The organism is Streptomyces sp. NPDC044002, from assembly GCF_056434525.1.
Window position 1 is genome coordinate 21,668 of record NZ_JBWKEZ010000017.1, and the last position, 14,391, is coordinate 36,058.

The window sequence follows — 14,391 nt, forward strand, 5'->3', positions numbered from 1 at the left end:
ACGCCGGCGAGGCTGGATTGGCCGGCCCGCTGCTCAGACCCCGGCGAGGGTGGAGGGTGCCGGGAGGGGCGGGCTTGCCGGGGTCGGGGTGTGGGTCCAGCGGTGGTAGGCCGCGGCTTTGGCCAGGCCCAGGAGGGCGGTGATCCACAGGATCATGCCGAATCCGGTGAAGTAGGCGACCTCCCCGTACGTGTCCGTGCCCGGCCTGGCTCCGGACGCCGACGCGAACGCCAGCCAGAGGCCGAAGCCGCCCAGGGCCAGGGAGGCCGTCAGCCACACCGCGCTGCGGGCCGGGGCGCGCAGGCGGGCGTCCGCCTCGGGGTCGTGGCCCGCCAGGACCCAGGCGCACAGCAGCCGGCGTACCCGCCGCTCCTGCCGGGCGCCCCGCGCGAGGCAGAGCCCGGCGTACAGCAGGACCGCCGCCCCGGCCGCGGAGCACGCAACGCCGCCGAGCCCGCCGCCAGCGGCGAAGGCCGTCACGGCCAGGCCGGCCAGGGTCCAGCCCAGCGCGAAGGCCGCCGCGACGCACCAGAGCGACAGCAGCCGCCCCAGGCCCAGGCTGCGCCGGCTCAGGTCCGCGAGGAAACGCGCGCGGTCGGCCCGTACGACGCCCTCGTCCAGCCATTCGCGCAGGTGCGCGGGCGGCGGCGGGGGCGGTAGCTCACGGGCGGGCAGTCTCGGCATGGGCATGACCCTAACCGCGGCCGTTCGAGCTTCGCCGCAGCACTCCTCGACACCGCCCCGACCACCGCCCCGAGCAGGGCCTCAGCCGGCGCCCGTGGCCTCCACCGACTCGAACCGCCAGCGGTGCACCGCCCGGGTGATCAGGTCCGCGGCCGGCTCGGGCAGCTCGGGCAGGTCCGCCGCCAGGCCCTCGGGGGCCTCCCACCAGGTGATCACGAGCACCCGGTCCTGCGGGGCGCGCAGCACCTCGCGGCGCACCGGCTCCCGGGCCAGTACCTGCGCCCGGGCCCACTCCATGAGTTCGTTGCCCCGACCGTCGACGGCCCGGGCCTCCCACATCAGCGCGACGGTGCTCACGAGTAGAGGTTGTCCTTGCTGAGTTCGTGCACGTGGTCGTGGGAGTGGGAGTGGGAATGGGAGTGCCCGGCGCCGTGGTCATGCCCGTGCCCGTGGTCGCCGTCGTGCGACGTGCCCGGGACGTGCGGGTCCGTCACCGGCAGCGAGGAGTCCGCCGACAGGTCCCAGTCCGAGGCCGGCCGGTTGCGCTTGACCATCTCCGCGCCCAGCGCCGCCACCATCGCGCCGTTGTCGGTGCACAGCTTCGGCCGCGGCACCCGCAGGATGATCCCCGCGTCGTCGCAGCGCTCCTGCGCGAGCGAGCGCAGCCGGGAGTTGGCCGCCACGCCGCCGCCGATCATCAGGTGGTCGACGCCCTCGTCCTTGCAGGCGCGGATCGCCTTGCGCGTCAGCACGTCCACCACGGCCTCCTGGAAGGACGCGGCCACGTCGCGCACCGGCACCTCCTCGCCCGCGTTGCGCTTGGCCTCGATCCAGCGGGCGACCGCCGTCTTCAGGCCGGAGAAGGAGAAGTCGTACGCCGGGTCGCGCGGGCCCGTCAGGCCGCGCGGGAAGCTGATCGCCTTCGGGTCGCCCTCCTTCGCCAGCCGGTCGATGACGGGACCGCCGGGGAAGCCGAGCTGCAGCACGCGCGCGATCTTGTCGAAGGCCTCGCCCGCCGCGTCGTCGATGGTCGCGCCCAGCGGCCGTACGTCGCTGGTGATGTCCGGGGCGAGGAGCAGCGAGGAGTGTCCACCGGAGACGAGCAGCGCCATGGTGGGCTCGGGCAGCGGCCCGTGCTCCAGCTGGTCGACGCAGATGTGGGAGGCGAGGTGGTTCACCCCGTACAGCGGCTTGCCGAGCGCGTACGCGTACGCCTTGGCCGCCGAGACGCCCACCAGCAGCGCCCCCGCGAGCCCGGGGCCGGCCGTGACTGCGATGCCGTCGAGGTCCCGGGCGCTGACCCCGGCTTCCTTCAGGGCGCGCTCGATGGTGGGGACCATCGCCTCCAGGTGGGCGCGGGAGGCCACTTCGGGCACGACCCCGCCGAAGCGGGCGTGCTCGTCGACGCTCGACGCGACCGCGTCGGCCAGCAGGGTGGTGCCGCGGACGACGCCGACGCCGGTCTCGTCGCAGGAGGTCTCGATGCCGAGGACGAGCGGTTCGTCAGCCATTGCTCTCACTGCTCTCAGGGTTTTCGTTTCGGGTCTGTGCCGGGTCGGTCAGGCGCATCACGAGCGCGTCGACGTTCCCGGGCTGGTAGTAGCCGCGCCGGAAGCCGATCGGCTCGAAGCCGAACCGTTCGTAGAGCCGCTGGGCGCGGGTGTTGTCCACCCGTACCTCCAGCAGCACCTCGGCGCACTCGAACGCGGTGGCGGCGCCCAGCAGGTCGGTGAGGAGCCGGGCGCCGAGGCCCGTGCCCCACTGGTCCTTGGCGGCCGCGATGGTCTGTACGTCGCCCAGGTCGCCGGCGGCGGCCAGTCCGGCGTAGCCGACGATGCGGCCGGTGCCGGGCTCTTCGGCGACGACGTAGTGGCGGGTGGCCTGCGGGCCGCGCGCGTGGGCGAGTTCGGACCAGAACATCCCGGCCGACCAGGCGTCGTCGGGGAACAGCTCGTGTTCCAGCTCCAGCACCGGCTCGATGTCCCACCAGCGCATCTCGCGGAGCACTGCGGTCGGGGCCGTCACTGCGGGGTGACCACCTTGTAGTTCTTGGGCACCTGCGCGTCGGGGCGGCGCAGGTAGAGCGGCGTCGGGGGCAGGAAGGCCTCCCCCGCCGCGAGGCGTTCGGCGGCCAGGGCGGCCAGGGAGGCGGCCGACTGGTGCACGGGGCCGCGGGCGTCCGGGAAGACGTCCGGGTAGAGGACGGCGCCCTGCCCGACGGCGGGGAGGCCGGCGACCTGCTCGGCGATGTCGGCCGGGCGGTCGACGGCGGGCTCGCCCACGCGGGTGCGCGGGTCCTCGTAGCGCGCCCAGTAGACCTCCTTGCGCCGCGCGTCGGTGGCGACGGTGAAGGGGCCCTCGATCCCGGCGGCGCCGGCCGCGTACGCGAGGCCGTCGAGGGTGCACAGGCCGTGCACGGGGACGCCGAGGACGGCGGCGAAGGTGGAGGCGGTGACGAGGCCGACGCGGAGCCCGGTGTAGGGGCCGGGGCCGACGCCGACGACGATGCCGGTGACGGCTTCGAGCTTGACCCCGGCCTCGGCGAGGACCTGGTCGACGGAGGGCAGCAGGAGCTCCCCGTGACGGCGGGCGTCGACCTGGTTCGACTCGGCGAGGACGGATTCCCCGTCGTGCAGGGCGACGGTGACGGCGGGCGTGGCGGTATCTACGGCGAGCAAGAGCACGCGAACAGCCTACGACTCCCCGGCCCCAGGGCCTTGCGGCCGGTCGGTGCGGGGCCCGGCTGCTACCTTTCGACCGGGTACACACGCGGGTCGCCCGAGAGTTCGACGGCCCGAGGCGCGGAGAGGTGGAGCAAGGTGGCACGCAGCAGCTCGGGAATCGTGGCCGGGCTCACCGCGGCGGCACTCGCCGCGATCGGCTTCCTGGGCTACCAGGCTTCCGCGACCGCGCCGGCGCACCCCGCGAAGCCCGCCGGGCAGGCCCCGGCCGCGGCCCAGAACCAGCCCCCGGCCAAGCAGGAGCCGGCGAAGCCGACGGTGCTGCCGGCGGAGTCGGGGACCGGCACGCGGGTCGTGTACTCGGTGTCGCAGAAGCGGGTGTGGCTGGTCGCGGAGGACGGCAAGGAGCCGAAGACGTTCGCGGTGATGCCGAGCACGGTGCACCCGGTGCCCGGCAGCTACATGGTCGTCTCGCGTTCGGCGACGGTCACCGGCACGGACGGGGTGCCGATCGAGCACGTCGTACGGTTCACCACCACCGACGGGATCGCGATCGGCTTCAGCGCCCGCGTGGACGGCACGATGCCGGAGCCGGACGCGGCGAAGAAGACCGGCGGGATCCGCATGGCGCGTGCCGACGGCGACGCGATGTGGGCGTTCGCGACGCGCGACACGAAGGTCGTCGTCGTCGCCTGACGGCGCTCCTCCACGGGGTCGCCCGCGCGGCGACGTGCGGCGCGGTTCACTCGAACGTGGGTATCAGGCCGCCTCGGGCTCCGGGGCGGCCCGTTCGGCGTCGGCGTCGATTTCGGAGTCGATGCCGGTGTCGGCGCTGGTCCCGGGCCCGGCCCCCGGTCCCGGTCCGGCCGCGGCGCGCGCGGGCGGCGTGGACACCGCCGTGGCGGCCACGCCCGCCGCGAGCAGGGCCCGCATGGACACGACGGGCGCTCGCTCTGCTCCTGCTGCCGACATGGCTGCCTCCTGAGACCCCGGGACGCCGTACTTAGGTACACCTAACCAGCGCTCGGTACCATGTCATCACGCGAGCCTGCGCCAACGCAATATTTTCCCGACGAGTTGTCGGTACGTTGTCGCAGCAGTGGCCTGAACCACGGCGCCCCGGCGGCTACCGCGCCGTCAGCCCCGCCAGTCCCGCCAGCTCCGCGCCGGCCCAGCGCTCGCCGACGCCGCGCAGCGCGACCTCGCGCACGTCGTCCAGGACCTCCTCGTGCCCGACGGCACGGCCGATCACCACGTGCAGCCGGTCGTCGGAGAGCTCTTCGACCTTGCCGTCGCCCCACTCGACGACGACCACGGACTCGGGCAGCGAGACGTCGAGGTCCAGGTCCTCCATCTCGTCGAGCCCGCCGCCGAGGCGGTACGCGTCCACGTGCACCAGCGGCGGACCGTCGCCCAGCGACGGGTGCACCCGGGCGATCACGAAGGTCGGCGAGGTCACGGCCCCGCGCACGCCCAGGCCCTCACCCAGCCCGCGGGTCAGCGTGGTCTTGCCCGCGCCGAGTTCGCCGGTCAGCAGGACCAGGTCGCCGGGGCGCAGCAGGCCGGCGATCCTGCGGCCCAGCTCCTGCATGGAGGCGGGCGAGTCGACGGTGATCAGGGTTTCTGCGGCGGCCTCGGCCAGGGCCTCAGCGGCCGGGCTGCGCGGCGCTTCCCGCGGTACTTCTTCCATGTCCCCCAACGTTAGCCGCTGCGGGGACGGCTCCGGTGCGCGCCAGCAGGCCGGTCAGCAGCCCGGTCACGATGTCCGGGCGCTCCAGCATCATCAGGTGCCCGGTGTCCTCCAGCACCACCAGCTCGGCGGCCGGGAGCTGCTCCTTGATGGTCACGCTGTGCTCGGCCGGGGTGATCATGTCCCGGTCCGCGGCGACTACGGTGACCGGGATGTCCGCGAACCGCTGGAGGGCGGCGCTCTTGTCGTGGGTCTGGAAGGCCGGGTAGAACTCCGCGACCACGTCGATCGGGGTCGCCTCGATCAGCCGCTCGGCGAAGCGCGCGACGCCGGGATCGACGTCGCGGGAGCCGAACGAGTACATCTTGATCATCCCGGCGAAGAGGTCGGCGGTGGCCCGGCGGCCCTTCTCCACCAGCTCGACCTGGGAGCCGAGCGCCTTGAGCACCCCGGGCAGGATGCGGCGCACCGCGCCCAGCCCGACGGACGGCAGCCCGTACGTCACCTCGTCGAGCCGGCCGCTGGAGGTGCCGACGAGGGCCACGCCGAGCACCCGGTCGCGGACCAGCTCCGGGAACTGCTCGGCGAGGGCCATGACGGTCATGCCGCCCATGGAGTGGCCGACGAGGACGAGCGGGCCCTCGGGCGCGGCCGCGTCGATGACGGCCTTCAGGTCGCGGCCGAGCTGGTCGATGGTCACCGGCACGCCGTCGGCCTGGGCCAGGCCCCGGGCGCTGCGGCCGTGGCTGCGCTGGTCCCAGTACACGGAGCGGACGACTCCGCGCAGGGCCGCGCGCTGGAAGTGCCAGGAGTCCTGGGAGAGGCAGTAGCCGTGGCAGAAGACGACGGTGGCGCCCTCCGCCGGGTTCTTGCGCCGCAGGCGGCGCTTCTTGCCGTCCGCGGGCGGTTCGTCGACCTCGTAGTAGAGCTCGGTGCCGTCCTCGGCGCGGCAGCCGCCCTCGGTCCCGCGCAGCGAACCGAAGTCCCCGGCGGCGTCGAGGGCGAGGCGCGCCTTCATCCGGATGCCGCGCCCCACGGTGATCCGTTCGACCGCGACACCGGCCGCGGCGCCCGCCGCCAGCACGCCGATGGCGGCGCCGGCCCAGCCGGCCTTGCGCCAGTTCTCGCTCACGGCGTCGCCGTCCTCCCCACCAGGCCCGCTCGGCCCGCTCAGCCGCCGAGGTAGACCCGGGGCACCCTGCCTCCGATACGGGTGACGATCTCATACGCGATGGTGCCTGCGGCCTGGGCCCAGTCCTCGGCGGTCGGTTCGCCGCGCTCGGCGTCGCCGAAGATGACGGCCTCGTCGCCGGCTTCGGCGAGGTCCTCGCCGAGGTCGACGACGAACTGGTCCATGGCGATCCGCCCGGCGGCGCGGCGGACCTTGCCGGCCACGAGCACCGGGCCGCGGCCGGAGGCGTTGCGCGGGACGCCGTCGGCGTAGCCGGCGGGGACCAGGGCGAGGTGCGTCTCGGACTCGGTGACGTAGTGGTGGCCGTAGCTGACGCCGTGCCCGGCGGGGACCGTCTTGACCAGCGCGAGGGAGGCCTTGAGGGTCATGGCGGGGCGCAGCCCGAGCTGGGCGGGGGTGCCGAGTTCGGGCGAGGGGGAGACGCCGTAGACGGCGATCCCGGTGCGCACGAGGTCGAAGTGGGTCTCGGGGAGGGTCAGCGTCGCGGGCGAGTTGGCGATGTGCCGGACCTCGGGCTCGACGCCCTCCTTCTCCGCGTAGGCCAGCATGTCGCGGAAGGCGTCGAGCTGGAGCCGGATGGAGGGGTGGCCGGGCTCGTCGGCGCAGGCGAAGTGGGACCAGACGCCGGTGACCTGGACGGTGCCCTCGGCCTGCGCGGCGACGGCCGCGCCGACCAGCTCGGCCCAGTCGGCGGGCTGGCAGCCGTTGCGGCCGAGGCCGGTGTCGGCCTTGAGCTGGATGCGGGCGGGACGGCCGGCCGCGCGGGCGGCGGCCCGGACCTCGTCCAGGGCCCACATCCCGCTGACGGACACGTCGAGGTCGGCCTCGATGGCCTCCCGCCAGGGCCCGCCGGGGGTCCAGAGCCAGCACATGATCCGCCCCCGGATCCCGGCGTCGCGCAGGGCGAGCGCCTCCTCGGGGGTGGCGGTGCCGAGCCAGGTGGCACCGGCCTCCTGGGCCGCGCGGGCGCACTGGACGGCACCGTGCCCGTAGGCATTCGACTTGACGACGGCCATCAGCTCGGCCCGGGGCGCCCGCGCCCGCAGGGCGCGCACGTTCTCCCGTACCGCGTCAAGATCGATCTCGGCGCACACGCGCATCGGTGTCTCGTTCATCGCCCACAGTCTCTCAGAACCAGTACGGCCCGGTGATCGGGCATGCTTCGCCCGCCTTGCCCCCTTTACGCGCTCCCGCCGACGTTTGCCCCACCCCAGCCCGGCCGGCGTTTCCCCCACCCCAGCTCTGCGGGCGCTTGCCCCACCCCAGCTCTGCCGACGTCTGCCCCACCCCAGCCCGGCCGACGCTTGCCCCACCCCAGCCCGGCCGGCGTCTGCCCCACCCCAGCCCCGCCGGCGCTTGCCCCACCCAGCCCCGCCGGCGTTTGAGGCGCGGGGGTCCGGGGGCGGAGCCCCCGGGAAGCGGGGTCCGGGGCGCAGCCCCGGGGAACGGGCGAAGGGCGGGTAGGGGACAGCCCCGCAGGGCCGACCCCCGGCCGGGTCAGGCCCGCACCGAGCGCCACGCCTCCGGCAGCGCGGCGGCGACCTCCTGCGCCACCACCGGCGCACCCCCGGCGGCGAACCGCCCCGCCAGCCCGTGCAGATAGGCGGCCACCGCCCCCGCGTCGGCCCCCGACAACCCACCGGCGAGCAGCGCCCCCGCCAGCCCGGACAGCACGTCCCCGCTCCCGGCGGTCGCCAGCCAGGGCGTACCCGTCGGGTTGACCCGGACGACCCCGGCACCCCCGCCCCCACCCCCGCCGGAGGCGACCAGCGTCGTCGACCCCTTCAGCAGCACCGCCGCCCCGTACCGCCCCGCGAGCTCCCGCACGGCGGCCAGCCGCCCGGCCTCGACCTCCTCCCGCGCGACCCCCAGCAGCGCCGCCGCCTCCCCCGCGTGCGGGGTCAGCAGGGTCGCCGCCCGGCGTGCCCGCACCACCTCCGGGTCCAGCCCGCGCAGCCCGTCCGCGTCGACCAGCACCGGCACGTCCCGGTCCGCCAGGGCCCGCTCGACCTCGGCGGCCCGCCCGGACCCCAGACCGGGGCCGACCACCCAGGCCTGCACCCGCCCCCGCCCGACCAGCACCTCGGGGTACCGCGCCAGCACGGCCTCCGCCGCCGGGCCCACGTACCGCACCGCGCCCGCGCCGCCCCGCAGCGCCCCCGCCACGGCGAGCACGGCCGCGCCCGGGTACTGCTCCGACCCGGCGACGACCCCGACGACACCCCGCCGGTACTTGTCGCTCGACGCCCCCGGCAGCGGGAGCAGCCGCGCCACGTCGGCGTGCTGGAACGCCTCCAGTTCCGCCCGGTCCGGCAGTTCCAGCCCGATCGGGACGAGCCGCACCGCGCCCGCCCGCGAGGCCCCGGGGTCGATCAGCAGCCCGGGCTTGTACGCGCCGAAGGTGACCGTCACGTCGGCCGACACCGCCGGGCCGGCGACCTCCCCGGTGTCCGCGTCGACGCCGCTCGGCAGGTCCACGGCGACCACGAGCGCCCCCGCCGGGATCCGCTCGACCAGCGCGGCCGCCGCCGGCCGCAGCCCGCCCCGGCCGCCGATCCCGGTGAGCCCGTCCAGTACGAGGTCGGCCCGCGCGGGCACCGACTCCGCGACCCGTCCCCCGGCGGCCCGCAGCGCGGCCAGCCCGCCGGGGTGGATCCGCGCCGGGTCCATCGGCACCGCCGTCACCGCGGCCCCGCGCCGCGCCAGCCGGGCGCCCGCGTACAGCGCGTCGCCGCCGTTGTCCCCGGGGCCGGCCAGCAGCACGACCCGGGACCCGTAGATCCGGCCCCGGCGCCGCGCCAGCAACTCCGCGCACACGGCGGCCAGTCCGGCCGCCGCCCGGGCCATCAGGGCGCCCTCCGGCAGCCGTGCCATCAGCTCGCGCTCGGCGGCCCGTACGGTCTCCACGCTGTAGGCATTACGCATGGACTAACCTTCGGCGATCACCACCGCCGACGCGACGCCTGCATCGTGGCTGAGGGAGATGTGCCAGGACTTCACCCCGAGCGCCCGCGCCCGCGCCTCGACCGTGCCGGACACCCGCAGCCGGGGCTGCCCGGTGTCCTCGACGTACACCTCGGCGTCGGTCCACAGCAGCCCGGCGGGCGCCCCCAGGGCCTTGGCCAGGGCTTCCTTGGCCGCGAACCGGGCGGCGAGCGAGGCGGTACCGCGCCGCTCGCCGCTCGGCAGCGTCAGCTCGGATTCGAGGAAGAGACGCCGAGCCATCTGCGGCGTCCGTTCCAGTGCCGCACCGAACCGCTCGATCTCGGCAACGTCAATCCCCACTCCGACGATCACGACAACAACCCCAACTACTCCACGGTCACCGACTTCGCGAGGTTACGCGGCTGGTCCACCTCGTTCCCCCGCGCGGTCGCCAGCTCGCACGCGAACACCTGGAGCGGCACCGTCGCCACCAGCGGCTGGAGCAGCGTCGGGGTGGCCGGGATCCGGATCAGGTGGTCGGCGTAGGGGACCACGGCCTCGTCGCCCTCCTCCGCGATCACGATGGTCCGCGCCCCGCGCGCCCGGATCTCCTGGATGTTCGAGACGATCTTGTCGTGCAGGACCGAGCGCCCGCGCGGCGACGGTACGACGACCACCACCGGCAGGTCCTTCTCGATCAGCGCGATCGGCCCGTGCTTGAGCTCGCCCGCCGCGAAGCCCTCGGCGTGCATGTACGCCAGCTCCTTGAGCTTGAGCGCACCCTCCAGCGCCACCGGGTAGCCGACGTGGCGGCCCAGGAAGAGCACGGTGTCCTTGTCGGCGAGGGAGCGCGCCAGGGCCCGTACCGGCTCCATCGTCTCCAGCACCCTGTCCACCGCCGCGGCGATGTCCGACAGCTCCCGGATCACCGCCCGGATCTCGTCGCCCCACTTCGTGCCCCGCACCTGCCCGAGGTACAGCGCGACGAGGTAGCAGGCGACCAGCTGGGTCAGGAACGCCTTCGTGGAGGCGACGGCCACCTCCGGACCGGCGTGCGTGTAGAGCACGGCGTCCGATTCGCGGGGGATGGTCGAGCCGTTCGTGTTGCAGACGGCCAGCACCCTGGCGCCCTGCTCGCGCGCGTGCCGCAGCGCCATCAGGGTGTCCATGGTCTCGCCGGACTGCGAGATCGCGATCACCAGCGTCCGCTGGTCGAGGATCGGGTCGCGGTAGCGGAACTCGCTGGCCAGCTCCGTCTCGCACGGGATGCGGGTCCAGTGCTCGATGGCCAGCTTCGCGATCATGCCCGCGTGGTAGGCGGTACCGCAGGCCACGATCACGACCTTGTCGACCTCCCGGAGCACCGAGGCGGGGATGCGCACCTCGTCCAGGGTCAGCAGGCCGCTCGCGTCGATCCTGCCCAGCAGCGTGTCGGCGACGGCCTTCGGCTGCTCGGCGATCTCCTTGAGCATGAAGTAGTCGTAGCCCCCCTTCTCGGCCGCCGAGGCGTCCCAGTCCACGTGGTACGCCCGCACGGTCGCGGGCGCACCGTCGAAGCCGGTCACCGTGACCCCGTCGCGGCGGAGTTCGACGACCTGGTCCTGCCCCAGCTCGATCGCGGACCGGGTGTGGGCGATGAACGCGGCCACGTCCGAGGCGAGGAAGTTCTCACCCTCTCCAACGCCCACCACCAGGGGGGAGTTCCGGCGCGCGCCGACCACCACGTCCGGCTCGTCGGCGTGCACCGCGACCAGGGTGAACGCGCCCTCCAGCCGCCGGCACACCTGCCGCATCGCCTGCGCCAGGCCCCCTCCCCCGGCGCCCCCGGCGGCCTCGAAGCGCTCGGCCAGCAGGTGCGCCACCACTTCGGTGTCCGTCTCGGACTCCAGCCGGTGGCCGCGCTCGGCGAGTTCGGCGCGCAGCGCGGCGAAGTTCTCGATGATGCCGTTGTGCACGACCGCCACCCGGCCGGAGTTGTCCAGGTGGGGGTGGGCGTTGACGTCGGTGGGCCCGCCGTGGGTCGCCCACCGGGTGTGCCCGAGGCCCGTGGAGCCGGCCGGCAGCGGCCGACTGACCAGTTCCTTCTCCAGGTTGACGAGTTTCCCGGCCTTCTTGACGTTGGCGAGCGCCCCGTCGGCGAGCACGGCGACCCCGGCCGAGTCGTAGCCGCGGTACTCCAGCCGCTTCAGTCCGGCGATGACCACATCGAGCGCAGACTGCGCCCCTACGTAACCCACAATTCCGCACATAGGCGGCAGCGTACGCCGTGGCCGCCCGTCTGCCCCGTACCCGAACAAGACGAAAACCCCGCCCCGGCGAATGCGCCGGAGCAGGGTTGACGATGTTTTCGAATCCCCCGTTCGAGGATCCTCAGCCCAGCTTGAGCAGCTGCGCCTCGACCACCGGAGCCGCGAGCTCCGCCGCCCCGGAGGTCCGGCCCGCCACGAAGTTCGCGAGCGTGCCGCCCTTGCGCACCACCACGAGTTCGGTGGCGTGGCGCTCGCCGTCCTGCTCGGCCTCCACCGTGTAGCCGACGGCCTCGTCGCCGCCGTGTGCGGCGTGCGGGACGACCCGCGTCACCTTGACGGTCTCCCCGTTCGCCGTCGCGGAGTAGCCGTCCGTGCAGGCCTCGCCCGCGGCCCGCACCTCGGCGAAGTGCCGGCCGGCCGTGTCCCCCGCGTACGAGCCGAGGGTCACCACCGTCACGGTCGAGCTGGCCGCGTCCTGGGCGGCCGCCCGCTTCTGCCGTTCCGTGGCGTCCTGCGGCAGCGGCGCGGGTACGGCGACCACCGACACCTTGGCCCAGCCTGTCCGGCCCGTCGGCAGGAACCCGGTGGCCGCGAAGGCCAGCTCCCGGCACTCCGGCCGGTCCACGCTCACCAGCGGGCTGTCCGCCCCCTCGGGGCTGACCCTGTGGTCCACCAGGTCGCCCTGCGCCACGATCAGCCGGGCCGGGGGCTCCGGCGCCTTCCCCTTCGAGACGCGGTCGGCCGCGTCGGCGGGCAGCTCCGCCGGGACGATCTCCACCACCATGCCGGGCCGGGCGGTCCCGCAGCCGGTGGCCAGCAGGGCCAGCGTCAGACCGGAGACCGCCGAGGCTCCCAGTGCGGCCGCGCGCCGCGCGCGGACGCCTCTCATCCGAGCTTCTTGACCTGCGCCTCCACGACCGCCTTCGGCTGGGCGGCCGCACCCGTCAGGTTCATCGCGTAGAAGGTGGCCAGGGTGTTGCCCTTGCGCACGACCACGAACTGCATCGTGGCCTTGTCGCCGTCCTTCAGGTCCATCACGGTGTTGTAGGCCAGGGCCTCGTCACCGGCGGTGACCGCGGCGGAGGCGGCCACCTTCTCGATCTTGGTCTTCTCGGCGTCCTGGGTGACCGTGTAGCCGGCCGCGCAGGCCGTGCTCGCGGTCTTCAGCGCGCCGAAGGCCTCCTCGGCGCCCTTGCCGTCGTACGAGGCGAGGCCCACCGAGGTGCGGGTGACGGCCAGGCCGCCCTTGAGCGCGTCGAGCTTGTCGTCCAGGCTCGCGCCCTCGGACGGCTTCTTCGGCTTCTCCGTCGCGGCGATCGTCGCGGTGCCGGCCGGCTGGCCGACCGGGACCAGGGTCTGGAGCTGGACCAGCGGCTTGCACTCGGGCTTGTCGGCGTTGGCGTTCGCCCCGGCCGCGGCCTTCGCCGCCGCGTCCGCCTCGACCTTGTGCTCGGGCAGGTCGGCCTGGGCGACCAGCAGCGGCGCCAGCTCGGCGGCCGACTTCCCCTTGGCCGCGGCGGCCGCGGGGGCGGACTGCTGCGGGCCCGCCTTGGCGTCGTCCTTCTTGCCCGAGTCGCCGGAGTCGGAACCGCAGGCGGTGGCCAGCAGGCTCAGGGACACGGCCGAGGCGGTCAGGACGGCACGGCGGACGAACGCGGTACGCACGAAGAATCTCCCCCAGGAAAAGAACGCCGTCAGGGCGCAGGTCGGCGCCACGGCGACGAACAATGTACGGCGTCCAATCGATCACGCGAACGGGTTTTCGGGTGATCCGGCCGAATCGTGATGCGCACGAGACCGGCCGGGCTTCCGATCGATACCCACTCGTGCACAACCCCACCACGCCCCCGACCTACCGCCGCCACCCCCTGTTTTCCCGGCAGCCACCCGCCACGTGACCGACCCCACCACCCACGAGGGCCCCGGAGCCCCGACAATGGCGGTGTGATCACCTCGCCGACGCGTTGTACACCGGACCGCGCAACGGAGCGCCCGGGTCCCCGCCGGGCCCAGGACCCGTCTCCGTACGTCGACCTCACCCGGGCCGAGTGGAGCGCCCTGCGCGAGCGGACCCCGCTGCCCCTGACCGCGGAAGAGGTGGAGCGGCTGCGCGGCCTGGGCGACGTCATCGACCTCGACGAGGTGCGGGACGTGTACCTGCCGCTCTCCCGCCTGCTGAACCTGTACGTCGGCGCCACCAGCAACCTCCGCGGCACCCTGAACACCTTCCTCGGCGACGCCGGCAACGGCCACGGCGCCCAGCAGGGCACCCCCTTCGTCATAGGCGTCGCCGGCTCCGTCGCCGTCGGCAAGTCCACCGTGGCCCGCCTGCTCCAGGCCCTCCTGGCCCGCTGGCCCGAGCACCCGCGCGTCGAGCTGGTCACCACGGACGGCTTCCTGTACCCGATGAAGGAGCTCCAGCGGCGCGGCCTGACCTCCCGCAAGGGCTTCCCGGAGTCCTACGACCGCCGGGCGCTGACCCGCTTCGTCGCCGACATCAAGGCGGGCAAGGACGAGGTCAAGGCCCCCGTCTACTCCCACCTGATCTACGACATCGTGCCGGGCGAGCAGCTCGTCGTGCGCCGCCCCGACATCCTCATCGTCGAGGGCCTCAACGTCCTGCAGCCCGCACTGCCGGGCAAGGACGGCCGTACCCGCGTCGGCCTCGCCGACTACTTCGACTTCAGCGTGTACGTGGACGCGCGCCCCGAGGACATCGAGCGCTGGTACCTCAACCGGTTCCGGAAGCTGCGCGAGACCGCGTTCCAGAATCCTTTCTCCTACTTCCGCAAGTACACCCAGGTCTCCGAGGAGGAGGCCATGGAGTACGCGCAGACCATGTGGCGGACCATCAACAAGCCCAACCTGCTGGAGAACGTGGCCCCCACCCGCGGCCGCGCCACCCTCGTCGTGCGCAAGGGACCGGACCACAAGGTGCAGAAGCTGAGCCTGCGCAAGCTGTAGCACTAG

At 74.2% G+C, this 14,391-nt stretch carries 16 protein-coding genes; 2 read left to right on the forward strand and 14 right to left on the reverse strand.

Annotation, left to right across the window (positions count from 1 at the left end; all coding sequences use genetic code 11):
* Window positions 1-33: 33 nt before the first annotated feature.
* From AC07A6_RS15335 to tsaB, 5 genes are all read right to left on the reverse strand, one after another.
* Entirely contained in the window at window positions 34-684 is a 651-nt protein-coding gene (locus AC07A6_RS15335) for a hypothetical protein (RefSeq protein WP_478777408.1), read from the reverse strand.
* An 81-nt stretch (window positions 685-765) separates the two neighbouring features.
* The gene (locus AC07A6_RS15340; protein WP_478777409.1) at window positions 766-1,041 is read right to left on the reverse strand and encodes a hypothetical protein; all 276 of its coding nucleotides are present in this window, start codon (window positions 1,039-1,041) and stop codon (window positions 766-768) included.
* Window positions 1,038-2,195, reverse strand: a complete 1,158-nt coding sequence (gene tsaD, locus AC07A6_RS15345) for a tRNA (adenosine(37)-N6)-threonylcarbamoyltransferase complex transferase subunit TsaD (protein ID WP_478777410.1) — start codon at window positions 2,193-2,195, stop codon at window positions 1,038-1,040. Before tsaD ends, AC07A6_RS15340 begins: the two co-directional genes overlap by 4 nt.
* On the reverse strand, window positions 2,188-2,709 hold the full coding sequence (rimI, locus tag AC07A6_RS15350) for a ribosomal protein S18-alanine N-acetyltransferase (protein WP_362460632.1): 522 nt from the start codon (window positions 2,707-2,709) through the stop codon (window positions 2,188-2,190). Before rimI ends, tsaD begins: the two co-directional genes overlap by 8 nt.
* The gene (tsaB, locus tag AC07A6_RS15355; RefSeq protein WP_362460628.1) at window positions 2,706-3,368 is read right to left on the reverse strand and encodes a tRNA (adenosine(37)-N6)-threonylcarbamoyltransferase complex dimerization subunit type 1 TsaB; all 663 of its coding nucleotides are present in this window, start codon (window positions 3,366-3,368) and stop codon (window positions 2,706-2,708) included. The genes rimI and tsaB overlap by 4 nt, the downstream gene beginning before the upstream one ends.
* A 135-nt stretch (window positions 3,369-3,503) precedes the next feature.
* On the opposite strand from tsaB, the gene AC07A6_RS15360 reads away from it, so the two are divergent.
* Window positions 3,504-4,061, forward strand: coding sequence for a hypothetical protein (locus tag AC07A6_RS15360; RefSeq protein WP_362460625.1), 558 nt, complete (start codon window positions 3,504-3,506; stop codon window positions 4,059-4,061).
* A 63-nt stretch (window positions 4,062-4,124) separates the two neighbouring features.
* Here the strand turns inward: AC07A6_RS15360 and AC07A6_RS15365 are convergent, their stop codons facing one another.
* The 9 genes from AC07A6_RS15365 to AC07A6_RS15405 form a co-directional block, all read right to left on the reverse strand.
* Entirely contained in the window at window positions 4,125-4,337 is a 213-nt protein-coding gene (locus AC07A6_RS15365) for a hypothetical protein (protein WP_478777411.1), read from the reverse strand.
* A gap of 154 nt (window positions 4,338-4,491) precedes the next feature.
* Window positions 4,492-5,055, reverse strand: coding sequence for a tRNA (adenosine(37)-N6)-threonylcarbamoyltransferase complex ATPase subunit type 1 TsaE (gene tsaE, locus AC07A6_RS15370; RefSeq protein ID WP_125817839.1), 564 nt, complete (start codon window positions 5,053-5,055; stop codon window positions 4,492-4,494).
* Window positions 5,012-6,187: an alpha/beta fold hydrolase gene (locus AC07A6_RS15375; RefSeq protein ID WP_478777412.1), complete on the reverse strand. Its 1,176-nt coding sequence runs from the start codon at window positions 6,185-6,187 to the stop codon at window positions 5,012-5,014. Before AC07A6_RS15375 ends, tsaE begins: the two co-directional genes overlap by 44 nt.
* A 38-nt stretch (window positions 6,188-6,225) precedes the next feature.
* Window positions 6,226-7,362, reverse strand: a complete 1,137-nt coding sequence (gene alr / locus AC07A6_RS15380; RefSeq protein WP_478777413.1) for an alanine racemase — start codon at window positions 7,360-7,362, stop codon at window positions 6,226-6,228.
* A gap of 382 nt (window positions 7,363-7,744) precedes the next feature.
* Complete coding sequence (locus AC07A6_RS15385) at window positions 7,745-9,172, reverse strand: NAD(P)H-hydrate dehydratase (protein ID WP_478777414.1); 1,428 nt, start codon at window positions 9,170-9,172, stop codon at window positions 7,745-7,747.
* Window positions 9,173-9,175: 3 nt separating this feature from the next.
* Entirely contained in the window at window positions 9,176-9,544 is a 369-nt protein-coding gene (locus tag AC07A6_RS15390; protein WP_125604279.1) for a holo-ACP synthase, read from the reverse strand.
* Between the two features lie 14 nt (window positions 9,545-9,558).
* Window positions 9,559-11,421, reverse strand: a complete 1,863-nt coding sequence (gene glmS, locus AC07A6_RS15395; RefSeq protein ID WP_478777415.1) for a glutamine--fructose-6-phosphate transaminase (isomerizing) — start codon at window positions 11,419-11,421, stop codon at window positions 9,559-9,561.
* 121 nt (window positions 11,422-11,542) lie between these two features.
* Complete coding sequence (locus AC07A6_RS15400; protein ID WP_478777416.1) at window positions 11,543-12,310, reverse strand: hypothetical protein; 768 nt, start codon at window positions 12,308-12,310, stop codon at window positions 11,543-11,545.
* Entirely contained in the window at window positions 12,307-13,086 is a 780-nt protein-coding gene (locus tag AC07A6_RS15405) for a hypothetical protein (protein WP_362460603.1), read from the reverse strand. Before AC07A6_RS15405 ends, AC07A6_RS15400 begins: the two co-directional genes overlap by 4 nt.
* 279 nt (window positions 13,087-13,365) lie before the next feature.
* Between AC07A6_RS15405 and coaA the strand changes: the two genes are divergently transcribed.
* Window positions 13,366-14,385: a type I pantothenate kinase gene (gene coaA, locus AC07A6_RS15410; protein WP_469111600.1), complete on the forward strand. Its 1,020-nt coding sequence runs from the start codon at window positions 13,366-13,368 to the stop codon at window positions 14,383-14,385.
* Window positions 14,386-14,391 lie beyond the last annotated feature (6 nt).